Annotated in this window: 18 protein-coding genes and 1 pseudogene; 13 read left to right on the top strand and 6 right to left on the bottom strand. The window is 38.8% G+C overall.

The window, feature by feature from the left end; genetic code table 11:
- Nucleotides 1-190: 190 nt before the first annotated feature.
- Together BN997_RS21175 and BN997_RS21180 are read left to right on the top strand one after the other, a co-directional pair.
- Entirely contained in the window at nucleotides 191-763 is a 573-nt protein-coding gene (locus tag BN997_RS21175) for an SCO family protein (RefSeq protein WP_042535297.1), read from the top strand.
- A gap of 345 nt (nucleotides 764-1,108) precedes the next feature.
- A complete protein-coding gene (locus BN997_RS21180; protein ID WP_042535299.1) occupies nucleotides 1,109-1,579 on the top strand; it encodes a YkyB family protein in 471 nt (156 codons plus the stop codon).
- Nucleotides 1,580-1,664: 85 nt separating this feature from the next.
- On the opposite strand, the gene BN997_RS21185 is transcribed toward BN997_RS21180, so the two are convergent.
- Complete coding sequence (locus BN997_RS21185; RefSeq protein WP_139089158.1) at nucleotides 1,665-1,985, bottom strand: hypothetical protein; 321 nt, start codon at nucleotides 1,983-1,985, stop codon at nucleotides 1,665-1,667.
- Between the two features lie 184 nt (nucleotides 1,986-2,169).
- Entirely contained in the window at nucleotides 2,170-2,334 is a 165-nt protein-coding gene (locus tag BN997_RS22795) for an FbpB family small basic protein (RefSeq protein ID WP_084613003.1), read from the bottom strand.
- A gap of 116 nt (nucleotides 2,335-2,450) precedes the next feature.
- On the opposite strand from BN997_RS22795, the gene BN997_RS21190 reads away from it, so the two are divergent.
- The 3 genes and pseudogenes from BN997_RS21190 to BN997_RS23615 form a co-directional block, all read left to right on the top strand.
- Nucleotides 2,451-3,608, top strand: a complete 1,158-nt coding sequence (locus BN997_RS21190; RefSeq protein WP_042535303.1) for an aminotransferase A — start codon at nucleotides 2,451-2,453, stop codon at nucleotides 3,606-3,608.
- Nucleotides 3,609-3,789: 181 nt separating this feature from the next.
- Complete coding sequence (gene lepB, locus BN997_RS21195) at nucleotides 3,790-4,251, top strand: signal peptidase I (protein ID WP_084613052.1); 462 nt, start codon at nucleotides 3,790-3,792, stop codon at nucleotides 4,249-4,251.
- A gap of 510 nt (nucleotides 4,252-4,761) precedes the next feature.
- Nucleotides 4,762-4,842 (top strand): annotated as a pseudogene (locus tag BN997_RS23615) (YjcZ family sporulation protein); the annotation flags it as partial.
- A gap of 72 nt (nucleotides 4,843-4,914) precedes the next feature.
- On the opposite strand, the gene BN997_RS21205 reads toward BN997_RS23615, so the two are convergent.
- On the bottom strand, nucleotides 4,915-6,279 hold the full coding sequence (locus tag BN997_RS21205; RefSeq protein WP_042535309.1) for a TrkH family potassium uptake protein: 1,365 nt from the start codon (nucleotides 6,277-6,279) through the stop codon (nucleotides 4,915-4,917).
- Between the two features lie 187 nt (nucleotides 6,280-6,466).
- Entirely contained in the window at nucleotides 6,467-6,868 is a 402-nt protein-coding gene (locus BN997_RS21210; RefSeq protein WP_042535311.1) for a YwpF family protein, read from the bottom strand.
- A gap of 248 nt (nucleotides 6,869-7,116) precedes the next feature.
- Here BN997_RS21210 and nfsA point away from each other — a divergent pair, with 248 nt between their 5' ends.
- The 8 genes from nfsA (at nucleotide 7,117) to BN997_RS21250 (ending at nucleotide 11,848) form a co-directional block, all read left to right on the top strand.
- On the top strand, nucleotides 7,117-7,851 hold the full coding sequence (nfsA, locus tag BN997_RS21215; protein WP_042535313.1) for an oxygen-insensitive NADPH nitroreductase: 735 nt from the start codon (nucleotides 7,117-7,119) through the stop codon (nucleotides 7,849-7,851).
- 269 nt (nucleotides 7,852-8,120) lie between these two features.
- Complete coding sequence (locus tag BN997_RS21220; protein WP_042535315.1) at nucleotides 8,121-8,324, top strand: DUF1657 domain-containing protein; 204 nt, start codon at nucleotides 8,121-8,123, stop codon at nucleotides 8,322-8,324.
- 86 nt (nucleotides 8,325-8,410) lie between these two features.
- On the top strand, nucleotides 8,411-8,857 hold the full coding sequence (locus tag BN997_RS21225) for a hypothetical protein (RefSeq protein ID WP_042535317.1): 447 nt from the start codon (nucleotides 8,411-8,413) through the stop codon (nucleotides 8,855-8,857).
- Between the two features lie 60 nt (nucleotides 8,858-8,917).
- Entirely contained in the window at nucleotides 8,918-9,397 is a 480-nt protein-coding gene (gene spoVAC / locus BN997_RS21230; protein ID WP_042535319.1) for a stage V sporulation protein AC, read from the top strand.
- Nucleotides 9,397-10,413, top strand: a complete 1,017-nt coding sequence (gene spoVAD / locus BN997_RS21235) for a stage V sporulation protein AD (RefSeq protein ID WP_042535321.1) — start codon at nucleotides 9,397-9,399, stop codon at nucleotides 10,411-10,413. The genes spoVAC and spoVAD overlap by 1 nt, the downstream gene beginning before the upstream one ends.
- Nucleotides 10,410-10,760 carry a stage V sporulation protein AE gene (spoVAE, locus tag BN997_RS21240; protein WP_042535322.1) on the top strand — a complete coding sequence of 117 codons (351 nt, stop codon included), beginning with the start codon at nucleotides 10,410-10,412 and terminating at the stop codon, nucleotides 10,758-10,760. The genes spoVAD and spoVAE overlap by 4 nt, the downstream gene beginning before the upstream one ends.
- An 11-nt stretch (nucleotides 10,761-10,771) precedes the next feature.
- On the top strand, nucleotides 10,772-10,975 hold the full coding sequence (locus tag BN997_RS21245) for a DUF1657 domain-containing protein (RefSeq protein WP_042535324.1): 204 nt from the start codon (nucleotides 10,772-10,774) through the stop codon (nucleotides 10,973-10,975).
- A 12-nt stretch (nucleotides 10,976-10,987) separates the two neighbouring features.
- On the top strand, nucleotides 10,988-11,848 hold the full coding sequence (locus BN997_RS21250) for a DUF421 domain-containing protein (RefSeq protein WP_042535326.1): 861 nt from the start codon (nucleotides 10,988-10,990) through the stop codon (nucleotides 11,846-11,848).
- A gap of 155 nt (nucleotides 11,849-12,003) precedes the next feature.
- Here the strand turns inward: BN997_RS21250 and BN997_RS21255 are convergent, their stop codons facing one another.
- The gene (locus BN997_RS21255; protein ID WP_042535328.1) at nucleotides 12,004-12,984 is read right to left on the bottom strand and encodes a quinone oxidoreductase family protein; all 981 of its coding nucleotides are present in this window, start codon (nucleotides 12,982-12,984) and stop codon (nucleotides 12,004-12,006) included.
- A complete protein-coding gene (locus tag BN997_RS21260; protein WP_042535330.1) occupies nucleotides 12,965-13,921 on the bottom strand; it encodes an ArsA family ATPase in 957 nt (318 codons plus the stop codon). Before BN997_RS21260 ends, BN997_RS21255 begins: the two co-directional genes overlap by 20 nt.
- Nucleotides 13,922-13,939: the final 18 nt, after the last annotated feature.

Genomic DNA, 13,939 nt, shown 5'->3' on the forward strand with positions numbered 1-13,939 from the left:
GAGAATCACTATTAAAGGGCTCGATTATCCTTCAGCTTGAAAGAATTGGATTGCAGTAAAATTTTATCGAAAGAAAGATATCCGGGCAGCCCGGTTTAAAATGTCATAATTCCTTCATATGAGAGACTTTTTCAACATTTTCCCCAATGCTATAATGAACATAAGATACAGTAGGAAAGGGTTTAATGATATGAGACATTATTTATTACTTATTGGTTTATTTTTCGTATTAGCAGGCTGCGGACAGGGTTACGCAATTGAAACAACCATGTCAGAACAAGTCCCGGAATTTGAGTATACGACACAGGATGAAGAACAGCTCTCCCTTGAAGATTTAAAAGGAGAATGGTGGATTGCTGATTTTATCTTTACAAACTGTACCACCGTCTGTATGCCGATGACATATAATATGGCTCACCTGCAATCCATGATGGAAGAGGAAGGCATCGATGCACAGATTGTTTCTTTTAGCGTAGATCCAGATTTCGATACCCCTGAGGTATTAAAGGATTATGCCTCTAACTATGATGTGAATTTCGATAATTGGTCTTTCGTCACTGGTTATGATTTTGAAACGATCCGCGAATTTTCCATTAAGCATTTTAAAAACCTTGTTCAAGCCCCCGCAGAGGGAGATGATCAGGTTCTCCACGGGACATCTTTCTTTCTAGTCAGCCCGGAAGGTGAAGTTGTCAAAAATTATGATGGAGTGGAATTTGATAACATGGATGCAATTCTTGATGACTTAAAAAAAGTAAATTAGACAGCACGATATTTCAACAAAGCATTCCCACAGCACTAAAATGATATTTCTTCTTGCTCATCTGAAAAGACCTTAGCCGCCATGCGAGGGTCTTTTTTCTTCCCTGAATTCGGAAATTACTATCATGCCTTCCTAATAATCTACAGTATATTTTTCTCAGCACGTGCTTATACGCGTAATCCTTGCTGGCGCAAGCATTATTCAAGCTTTTATTTTTCACCCGGCACAAAACTAGTGCATTTGTTCGTATTTTTTCGATATAGTATTGAAATTCCATAAATTTTAAGTTAGAGTATTAATTAAATATAGATTGATTGAATCCTTTTTTAAAGGGAGAGACTAAAAATGAAACATGACGTTGAGGTTGAAAAGCTGGCGCAGGCTTTATTTGTTATTAATAAGCATGCAAAAACGGCTCCTGACCCGAAGCAGCTGTATCAATTAAAAAAACAAGCCATCGAAAAATTATTAAAAGAGAAAAAAGCTTCTAAAAAAGGGTTGCATTTTTCTGACCATCCCAAGCTTAGCAATCAACATTCTACAGTGCTTATTAAGGTTGGAGAATATTGCTTCCATATCCCTCCTGCCAAAGAGGATTTAAAACATCTGAAGCATCTGGGTGCATTAGACCAAAGCTATCGCAACCCGCCTGTAAAAATGTCTTTATCTCAAGCTAAACGGCTAATTTGTCAGTATATTAACTGGAAGCAGGAAAAACCAAAATCGACCCCTGCCAAAAAACATCGCTCCAGCTATTACGTACCTTCTTCGTTAGGAAAAATGGATTGGCCTCCTGCACGCTCTAAAAAGAAATAAGGAAGCTGGCCAGACATTAATCTTTGGCCCATCGTATATAAACATTTTATTGCCGTATTAAAAAGAAAATAACATTTGCCGAAGATTATTTTCTTTTCAATAAAAATTGATGCAATAATGGAAAAATAGCTAAGCAGATGCCTAAAAAAGCGAGGCTTTGCATAGCAGCCCTTAGAAAGTGCCAAGCATCCCTTTCCTGGATGACAGCTGTTATAATCGTTAAGCTAATCACAATAATGCTTGCACCGATATATGCCAGAAACCGCATCATTTGCTTTCTAACCGCCCATTGATATATTTTTTTCGTCAGATAGTACACAGCTGTACTGCATAACAGCATCATAATGACATAAATATAAGTAATATTAATTCCAACATTTCCGATAGATACTATCCCTGACAGCAACATGTTCTCACCTTTTCTTTCTGATTTCGCTGCTATTCAGTTTCGTCATGTTGAAACGATTTTATACGGCGGTAAAATCCCTTATTTTATAAAGATGATACAATAAGAACAGGGCTGCTTCAAAATCGTTTTTTTATTCCTCTTCCCTCTCTCCAATAAAAAACCGCTTTAGCAAGGATTTCTCCTACTCAGCGGTTAATTCGTTTTTATTCTTTTTATGATTCAATAAAAAAGCTTCTTGTTTCTTGTCTAACTTCTCTTCAATTTGTGATATACTTTTCTCATCGTTTAATAATTCTTGTCTATTCATGTCAACAAGCTGTTCGAAATTAAGAGATCTTGGTCGCATATTGTATTCTCCTTTTATTTTATTCTATATTTTTATTATACCCAATTTCATTCGTATTAATCCAAATTATTTGAACATTTAATGAAAATTTTACTTTTTAAGCGTAGGTGATTATGTTGAAGCATTTAATAAATAACAATGTAAAAAATATTGAAATATCGGGAATCCGTAAATTCTTTAATCTGGTTTCTGATGAAAAGGACGTCGTTTCTTTAACAATCGGACAGCCGGATTTCCATACTCCGGATAATGTAAAAAATGCAGGAATTCAGGCGATTGAGAATAACTTCACAACGTACACACCGAATCAAGGAATCTGGGAGTTACGAAAAGCCATACATACCTATTACAAGACAAATTATGAGCTGGCTTATCAGCCGGATTCGGAAATTATTGTTACTTCTGGTGCATCTGAGGCAATTGATATTACTTTCCGGACCATCCTTACACCTGGGGATGAAGTGATTTTGCCAAGTCCTATTTATCCGGGCTATGAACCGCTGATTACGCTCGCTGGCGCCAAACCGGTTCATGTAGATACAACTAATACCGGGTTTAAGTTTACTCCGGAAGCATTGGCAGATGTTATCAATGAAAATACCAAATGTATTGTTCTTCCTTCCCCTTCTAACCCGACTGGTGCAGCCTATTCTAGAGAAGAATTAGAAGCTCTTGCCGGAGTGATTAAAGGGAAAGAAATATTTATTTTATCCGATGAAATCTACAGTGAGATTGTTTTTGATTTTGCCCACACATCGATTGCTTCGATTTCCGATTTAAAAAATCAAACCATCGTTATCAACGGTGTATCTAAATCACACTCCATGACAGGCTTTCGTATCGGATACACCCTTGCTCCTGAATGGATATCAGAGCAAATGTTAAAGGTTCACCAATACAATGTATCTTGTGCTGCTTCCATCAGCCAATACGCTGCTTTAGAAGCAATGACTACTTATCAGGAACACACGGCATATATAAAAGAAGTGTTTAAAAAACGAAGGGATTATGTGTATGAACGTTTGACAGGCATGGGATTGGAGGTTGAGCAGCCGCAGGGCGCATTTTATATTTTTCCAAAGCTGACATTAAATGATATGAGTTCATTTGATTTAGGGCTCTCCCTGGTCCGGAACGCCAGAGTCGCTCTTGTTCCAGGCAGCAGCTTCTCTAAAGACGGCGAAGGCTATATGCGTCTAAGCTATGCCTATCACGAGGACATTTTAAAAGAAGGATTGGATCGATTAGAAGCATACCTGTTAAATAAAAAGTAAATGGATATTATTTCTCTTCCGCAATATATTTTTCAATTGTTTCCACTGGCATGTTTGCGCAAAATCGCGTAAACATGCTACGATAAAAGGAGACTATGCACGTTTTGGAGATGAGTTAGTGGAAAATACCGATCAAAAAAAAGAATGGGTAGGCTGGCTGAAGGCAATTATTATTACGATAATGCTTGCTTTCTTTCTCAGGACATTTATTTTTGCCACTTCCATTGTAGAAGGAGAAAGCATGTATCCCACTCTTCAGGATGGAGAGCGTGTCATTTTTAATAAAATTGTTTACACGATAGATGACCCTGGCAGGGGCGATGTGGTCATCATCCATCAGCCGCCAAAAAACTATGTAAAACGTATTATCGGGATGCCCGGAGAAACGATAGAAATTGAAAACAGTCAATTATATATCGATGGTCAGGCCTATCAGCAGCATTTTTTAAGCGATGAAGTCATTGCACAAACTAATAATTTTGGTCCGTTAGAAATTCCTGAAAATAATTATTTTGTCATGGGAGACAATCGACTGATTAGTAAAGACAGCCGCAATGGACTTGGGTTTATTCCACGAGATGATATTATCGGCAAATCTGAATTAATTATTTATCCTTTCAACGAATTTGGCTGGATAGACTAAAAGCAGAACACTGGATTCTTATTTTCTTCAAGAAAATAGAAACAGCATTCTGCTTTTATAATGGCGGAAAGACTACTCTCTATCCATAACGCAATAACCAATATTCAAAACAAGAATCGCAAAACAAACCACACCGAAAAGCATTTCCATCATGAAGCACTCCCTTCGCCTATGTACAAAATATGATTACTCATTTCACTTATATAATTCCATTTTATCAATATCTCTACATAAAATAAAGTAAAAAATGTAATTGCATGCTGTTTGCTGAGTAATTCCTGTATTCTTTATTACTTGCTGTATAAATCTCCTGTCTTTTATAAAGCCTGCTGAAACAATAACAGAGGAAGTATCAGAACGCTGCTGTTAAAAAACTAGGCAAACGTCTATACACATTTTATCTATCTGCATACAGTAATACTGTAAGTTCAGGAGGTGAAAAGCATGGGCTATGGATATGGTGGCGGCTATGGTGGCGGCTACGGTGGCGGCTATGGTGGCGGCTATGGTGGCGGCTACGGAAACGGCTTTGCGTTGATTGTTGTTCTTTTCATTTTACTAATCATCGTAGGAGCTGCATTTTACTGCTAAACACAAAATGGCTTGTGCTAAAGGCACAGGCCATTTTATTTTACATACTAACTATTCCTTTCTTAACGCCCTTTACCCAATAATCATTCTTTCCTTCGGGTAATTAAATTTCGCTGGATCCTTTTTACGACGGAATACTAAAAGGAATGTGAGAATACCGACTCGTCCAATAAACATTAATATCATCAATATTATTTTACTGAATGTGGTTAAGTCACCTGTAACCCCCAGGGATAACCCCACTGTTCCGAAAGCAGAAGTAACTTCAAAAATAAGCGCATCTAATGAATACGGCTCTAAATAACTAAGGATAATAACAGAAGAAAATACAACCATTATTGCAAAAAAGGTTACAGTCACCGCTTTATTTAAATCTACCTCGTAGACCTCTCTGTGAAAAATTTTAACACTTCTTCCGCCGCGGATAAACGTAAATAGAAAAATCAAAACCAGCGCAAAGGTCGTTGTCCGGATTCCTCCCCCGGCACTGCTTGGAGATGCCCCGATAAACATCCATGCAGACATGAATAAATGGTTGGTATCTGATAATAAAGTTAAGTCCATTGTCGCCAATCCCCCGCTTCTTGTGGTAACAGACTGAAACAACGCATAAAAAAAGGATTCATGCCAGACAACACCTTTAAAAAATCCATTTATATCAAACAGATAAATGCCGAACGCACCAACCAAAACCAAGCTAAAAAAAGTTACAGTTGTCAGCTTCGTAAACAAACTAAAATGAAATTGTTTTTTTAATTTTCTTTTATGCAAAAGATATTCCTTTATCTCTATGATGACCGGATAGCCGATAGCGCCAATGATAATAAGCACCATACTGATTATTTGAACAAAATAATCAGATTGAAATGGAATCATGGATTGCCCCGTAATATCAAAACCACCATTTGTCACCGAACTGATAACCATGAAAAAACCTTGCAGGAATGCTTCTCCTACGGAATCATAATACCCCATAAAATAGATGCCTAATATAATGAAGAAAGCTGCTTCAACCGCCAGCAGCAAGAATATAATATTCTTGATTAGCTGTACCATGCCGTTAAAATGCGTTTGATTCTGGTCAGTCATAATCATGCTTCTTTCTTTAAAACCTATCCGTTTACCTAACACCACCCAGAGTATCGTACCAATTGCCATAATCCCTACTGCTCCAATCTGCATCATCAGAGCTAAAAAAATAATTCCCGTGGTACTTAATGAATCCGCAATGGAAATAGTACTTAATCCTGTTACACTAATCGCACTGACAGCCGTAAAAACAATATCAATAAAAGGAATATCAATACCGGGCTTATGCGAAACAGGTAAAGATAGCAATATAGTCGATAGCGCTATCGCAGCCATATAATAAATCATTAGCATTTGAAATGGAGAACGCCGGGTGGGCGTCTCAAATTTTTTTCGTTCTTTATTCATTGTTTTTCCCTTCTTCTTATCATGTGAATACTGTTTGTACATGTTTAAACAGTACGCTGAAAAGGACCAGTCGCATCAGAGCACATCGTGTTGCGATGATTTCTGCGCTGCCCGCACGTCGCGGATCTTCTTGGGAGAGGCTCCTTTTCCTGACATATCATTTTTTATTGGATTTTGTGAACATCCTCTAATAGATTTCTTTAAATTTTTGAATTAACTCTTCTCCCTCATATCCATCCTCTACCAGCGCAGTTAATAGCTGCTCCACATCTTTCTTTTGTTTATCAATAATTTTCCCCATCAGCATTACATTCATTTGTTGTCCGATTTCATGCATCTCAGTCATCTTTGTTATAAATGAAGCAGGTTCATTGCTCTCTTTTGTAATGGTTGCTTGCACCATCAGTTCCTCATGTTTTTTATCCTCAAAATAATTCCAGTAATTACGATTAATAAATCCTTCAATCAACCATGTATCATAATCATCTTCCCGATTAATAATGAGACCGTCAATCAGCTCCACTTCTGTTCCTTCTAATCCTTTATCATAATCTAAAACAACCAATTTACGCAGTTTAAATGTTTTCACACACATCGCCCCTCCAGCATATGTAACTTTGGATTTTACTGTTCTCAGCCCATCAGCTACTGCTCATGTTATTATAAAGATTTATATTGCCTTTATAATAACATAATTTCTTTACACCATTCATTGTAACAGAGCAAGTTTCTTGGAACCGATGTAAATCCCATGATACACTTGCTATCGAGTATTGTCTTCAAAATAAATCATTATAATAACTTATGGAACAGTATCGATGAAGAGGAGGAACCCGTATGAATCAAGTCATTGAAACATTAATGAATCATCGCTCTATTCGAAAATTTTCAGATAAACCCTTAAACAACGTTCAAATAAGAACAATTGTAGAAAGTGCACAACGCGCCTCCACCTCCAGCAATGTGATGGCCTACAGTATCATCGGTGTATCAGACCAGGTTCTCAAGGAAAAACTCTATGCCATTTCGGGGCATAAGCATGTAAAGAAAAATGGTCATCTGCTTATATTTTGCGCGGATCTGCATCGTCTTGAACAACTGGATGGAATCGAACATACCGAAAATCTGGAAAGCACCGAACAATTTATAGTAGGAACGATCGACGCCTCTTTAGCTGCTCAAAATGCTGTTGTTGCTGCTGAATCATTGGGGCTGGGAATCTGTTTCTTAGGAAGCCTTCGTAATGATATCCAGGCCTTCAACGATGTTCTGGAATTACCGGATCATGTGGTTCCATTGTTCGGCCTGGCGATTGGCTACCCGGCAGAAATACCAGATATCAAACCACGTTTGCCGTTTCCGGCAATTTATCACGAAAATCAGTATATTCCTTTTGACAAACAAAAACACTTTATTCAGGAATACGATCAGACTATGAAAGATTATTATGAATCGCGAAATTCGAATAACAAACAGGAAACATGGACAGAACAAATGAGCCAAAAATATAAAAAACCAACACGCATGGATGTAGGACCTTTTGTAAAATCAAAAAACTTAAATAAACAATAAATAAAATTTAACATTTGGATAAGCTTCCATCTGTTGCGATATATGTTAAAAACGACAGGTACCTTCTGTCGTTTTTTTATGTTTACGTTCATTATCCTTCCAACGTCAACACGATTCCTGTTATTTACTTTCCCTCCCGTCACCTGCTTTTACACGTCTTCATTGCTTTCTGCTTTCCTGTCCATATAGGTTTTGGAAATTGTTTACAAGCATAAAATATAATTATTTCATCAAAATAATAAGGCAAGATATGAAAAGGAGTGAGGAAGATGACAGTAGGCACACAAGTTCAACAAACTGTAGCAGGTTTAAAAAGTGCTCAGGCGAGTCTGGAGCAATTTGCTCTTCAAACAGATAATAAACAAGCAAAACAGCTATATAAAAATGCAGCACAACAAACACAGGGTATTTTAGACCAATTAGAACCGAGGATGCAACAAATTACGCAGGAAGAGCCACAATACAAACAGTAATAAGATATGTCAGCAAATACAGGAAAACAGGGGGACTGTCTGGTCCTCCGCCCTACATATTTCGTTACAGAACAGGATGTGAATATATGCGAAATAAAAAAATGGCCCTGCTGCTCCTCTTTATTCTTTTTTTAGTCGGCTGTAATCATCAGAACGAATCTTCTTATTCAGAAAATCCAAATATAAAGCATTTATCCACCAATTCCTCTCAGGATCCCGCAACACAGGCAAAGGAATTGCTGATTAATAAAGATGATATTACCGCTGTTCATGCAGTAAATACAGATGATACATTGCTCGTTACCATCGAAGTTCCACATCATGAGCGTTTTTCGCTGCAAGATAAAACGGAAGCCTATCAAAAAGAACTCGAACAGGCCTTTCCTGATTTTACAATAGAATTATCGACGGATAAAAAGATCATCCTGGAAACAGCAAAGCTGGAAGAAAAAATGGATAATCAAACATTAACAAAAGAAGAAATCAAGAAAAAAATGAAGGAAATCATCCATCTGTCCAAGGAACAGACTTGATATTTGATGACGAGCTATCTTCATTTCTTTCGTGTATTAACCTGAAAAGGAGTGCTTTCCATGGGAGATAAAAAGAAACAAAAGCTACAGCCAAATCAACAGCGCTACCAGGCTTTTCAACAAAAGCGGGAAACCAAACGGCCTGTCTTTAAAAACTGCATCAAAGCTTTTCTTATAGGCGGATTTATCTGTTTCATCGGACAGCTCATCTCTACTTTCTATATTTATCAATTTAATTTCACAGAGAAAACAGCTGGAAATCCGACGATTGCTACATTAATTTTTATTACAATGCTGTTAACCGGATTTGGGGTCTATGACCGTATTGCACAGGTTGCCGGAGCGGGATCTGCAGTGCCGGTGACAGGGTTTGGTAATGCCGTTATTTCTTCAGCAATCGAATATCGTTCTGAAGGCTTTATTCTCGGCGTGGGCAGCAATATGCTTAAACTTGCCGGCCCGGTAATTGTTTATGGTGTTTTTTCTGCATTTGTCGTAGCCATTATTAAAACCATACTTACGCAATGGGGGGGATTCTAATGCTGAAAGGACATCAATCCTGGATTTTTGAAAATCGGCCGGCTATTCTTTCTACAGGAACAATCGGCGGACCATTTGAAGCAAAGGGGAACATCCCCGAGGCATTCGATACGCTTCATGAGGATATGTGGCTCAATCAGGATTCCTGGGAAAAAGCCCAGCAAAAAATGCTGGAGGAAGCGATACAGACTACATTAAAAAAAGCCCGCATCGAAAAAGAAAATATTGAATTTTTGATTGCCGGCGACTTAATCAATCAAATGACACCGACCAGCTTTGCAGCAAGTACAAGCAGCATTCCTTTTTTGGGAGCTTTCAGCGCTTGTGCTACCTCAATGGAAAGCCTGGCACTTGCAGCTTCTATTATAAATGCAAAGGGAGCAAATTATATTCTTTGTGCTGCTTCCAGTCATAATGCAGCGACGGAAAAACAATTTCGCTATCCGACAGAATACGGCGGACAAAAACCTCCAACCTCCCAGTGGACAGTTACCGGAGCCGGCTGTGCGCTTGTTGCTCAGAACGGAACAGGACCGGCTGTTACTTCGGCGACGATTGGAAAAGTAGCTGATATGGGGATGACAGATCCATTTAATATGGGGGGCGCGATGGCTATCGCTGCTGCTGATACGATTGAAGCACATCTGCGGGACCTGCAGATAGATCCGTCTTATTATGATCTAATCATCACTGGCGACCTGGGGCATGTCGGCAGAGAGGTTTCTTTTGATTTATTGCGTGACAGAAATATTCCGATTGAATCAGAAAAATATGTGGATTGCGGGATTACAATTTACCGCGAAGACCAGCCAGTTCTTGCTGGAGGCAGTGGTGCAGCATGCTCTGCTATCGTGACATATGGCCATTATCTTCAAGAAGTCATCAAAGGGAATTTACAGCGAATTCTTGTGGTGGCAACCGGGTCTTTGCATTCAACCTTGAGCATTCAGCAGAAAGCTCCTATCCCATGTATTGCACATGCAGTGTCAATCGAAGCAAGAGGTGAACATCTATGATTTTTTTCTGGGCATTTGTAATAGGAGGACTTATCTGCGTTATCGGACAAATTATGTTTGATGTATTTAAGCTATCTCCTGCACATACATTATCTATTCTGGTTATTGCTGGAGCGATTTTGGATGGACTCGGCTGGTATGAACCGCTTATTGATTTTGCAGGAGCAGGCGCTACCGTTCCTATCACAAGCTTTGGGAACTCTTTAGTTCATGGAGCTATGCAGGAAGCGGATAAACACGGATTAATCGGTGTCGTAACTGGAATGTTTGAGGTTACAAGTGCTGGTATTTCAGCCGCCATTATATTCGGTGTCATCGGCGCCATGATATTCAAACCAAAAGGATAGGAAGATGTTTTATGACAGTAGGATCACAGGTAAAGACGTGCTACGCTACATTAAAATCCATTGAAGCAGGATTAGATTTATTATACGCCGCCTCCATGGAACAGGATTTAAAAGCCGCAATTGAAGAAGCTTCGCAGCTAATCAAAGAAACACGCCATGATATACATCAGCAGGTTATTCATATCGACAAACAAGAACCGCAATATAAGTCATAAGGAGGGAAAATCATGCCTGAATGGATATCCATTATTATTCGCTCCATTATTTTAATCACCGTCTTATTTTTCTTTGTAAAGTGGCTGGGCGCAAAGCAATTATCACAGCTCAATATATTTGAAACCATTTCGGGAATCGTACTCGGAGGAATTGCCGCCTTCCATACAGTGGATCCGTATAATAGCTTTTATTATGCATTATTAGCGATGTTTGTCTGGTTTATTGCTGCCTTCACCATTGAAAAGTTATCGTTAAAAAGCAAACGGATGCGAGATTTCACGGATGGGAAAAGTACTGTTTTTATACAAAATGGAAAAATTATGGAGGAAAACTTAAAAAAAGAAGGCTATTCTACTGATGATTTATTAGAAAAGCTTCGAAATAATAATCAATTCCTCGTTTCCGATGTTGAATTTGCCGTATTAGAGCCGACTGGGGAATTAAATGTTTTGCCTAAAAAGGAAAACCAGCCCATCACTTTAAAAGACTTAAATATCACTCCAGCACCAGCTAAAGAACCGCAAACGGTTATTGCTGACGGCAATATACTGCTGGAGCCTCTGGCTAATGCTTCCTTAAACCCGACGTGGCTGGAAGCAGAGTTAGAAAAACAAAATGTTACCATAGATAATGTGTTTCTCGGTCAAGTAGACCATCAAGGACAATTATTTCTTGATCTCTATGACGACCATATCACCGTTCCTGAGCCGGCACAATCTGCTCTGTTATTAGCCAGCATGAAAAAATGCCAAGCAGATTTAGAGCTGTTTGCTTTAGCTACTGATAACCCTGCATCCAAGGAAGTATATGACCGGAACCAAAAACGGATGCAAGAAGCGGTCAACCGGATGGAGCCCTATTTAAAATCATAAATATCGTTCTAATGCTTGCTTTTCCTTTGACCAGTGCCAATACAATATAAAGCAGAGAGACTTTTATAGCACATCAGCGCTCGTCAGTCTCTCTGCTTTTATTCTTCATCAATCTGCCGCTTCTTCCTATAGGAATTCTTTTTTAAATATCCGCTTTAAGAAATACGAATAATTACCTTTCCAAACTGTTTTCCTTCATCCAAATAACTAAGTGCTTCTACACTTTGATCCAAGGAAAAAACACGGTCAACAACAGGATGCAATTGGTATTTCTCTGCATGTGCTAACGCAGCCATAAGTTCTTCCCGGCACCCCATTGTAGAACCAATCAATTTGTATTGTCCATAGAAGAAAGCACGTAAATCAAAATCAATAACATCCTCTGTTGTCGCACCGAATGTAACAAATTTACCGCCTTTTTTCAAAATGGCTAAAGAACGTTGAAAGGTTGCTTTGCCGTTACTATCAATTACCATATCAATGGTTTCATTGCTTAATTTCTCTTCCCAATCATCTGCCGTATCTATCACGACATCCGCACCGAGCTCTCGTGCTTTTTCTCTTTTCTGTTCACTTCTTGAAGTTGTAATTACCCGGGCACCGATATTTTTTGCAAATGCAATCAAATAAGTCGCAACACCGCCGCCTGCTCCGGGAATAAATACCGTTTCTTTTTTTTCGAGTTCCCCTTTAGTAAACATTGCCCGATACGCTGTTAATGCAGCTAACGGAAAGGCTGCCGCTTCCTCCCAGCTCATATATGCCGGTTTTGGTTCTACCTGATCTTCAGAAATCACAATTTTTTCAGCAAACGTACCATGGTCTGGCATGCCTAAAATATCAAACTCTTTCGGCGGCGCCTCACTATTTCGTACCCAGCGTAAAGCCGGATTGATAATCACTTCATCGCCAACTTTTACATCGTTGACATTTTTTCCTACCTCTTCAATGATTCCCGCTCCATCTGAGCCAAGAATCAATGCTTCTTCCGTTTCTTTACGACGGTTCGGAATAGCTAAATCTCTCCGGTTAAGCCCTGCTGCTTTCAATTTTACAACAACTTCTGATCCTCCCGGACTTTGGAGCTCCATCTCTTTCATATGCAAGCTTCCATTTTCATGTACTAGTGCTCTCATCCGCTAATACCTCCTTCAAATAAGCTCCCATTTGCTTCAATTGTTTACGGTTTGTGATGTCTTCAGAAAAAAAGGGAATATACAAAATCGTTTGAGCAGAAAAGTCCACGGCGATACGTTCTAAATAGATTTTTTCATTTTGTTTCCGTTTTTCAAAAAAACCGGCGCCGGTCTCCTCTGGCAACACTTTATTGACAATAATGTAAGGAACATCTATCTGAAATTTCTCCAGGAGATGAATTGCTTTTTTGGTTTCCGATATTGGTAATTTCTCCGGATTCAAAACAAATAGAAAGGTTGTTGCCTGCTTATCCAATAGAATTTCTCTTGCCTTGGTAAACCGCTGTTTTCTTTCTTGTAATGTATCGTAAATAGGATCATCTACAGCTTGTCCATCGTTTAGCAATTGCGAATATTGTGTATTCGTTTTTTTCCTTTTATTTAATAGACCTTCAATCCAAATTCCCATTAATTCCGGAAGAGATAACAACCGAATCGTATGACCTGTTGGAGCCGTATCAAATACTAGTTTATCAAACCTGGCCCCTTCTTCCAAAATAATTGATATGAGTTTATCAAATAAGGCAGCTTCATCTGCTCCCGGCGAGGCTTTTGCTGTGTCTAATTGACGGTGTACCTCTTCCATCATCTGAACATGAACAACCCCCTGTATGTTTTCTTTAACCTTTTGAATATACGCGTCTGTTTCTTTTTCAGAATCAATTTCCAGCGCATATAGATTTTTTTCAATATAGGTGATATTTCCACCGATCTGCCGCTGAAAAATATCGCTTATATTGTGAGCTGGATCCGTTGAAATGAGTAAGGTACGATAGCCTTTTTCTGCATATCCCGTTGCCAAAGCAGCAGCCGAGCTGGATTTCCCGACGCCGCCTTTGCCTCCTACAAAAATAATCCGGTTATTATCTCCAAGCATCCTTTCTCTCCTCCTTCC

Origin of the sequence: Oceanobacillus oncorhynchi (assembly GCF_000821065.1) — a bacterium.
Classification (GTDB): Bacteria; Bacillota; Bacilli; order Bacillales; family Amphibacillaceae; genus Oceanobacillus; species Oceanobacillus oncorhynchi.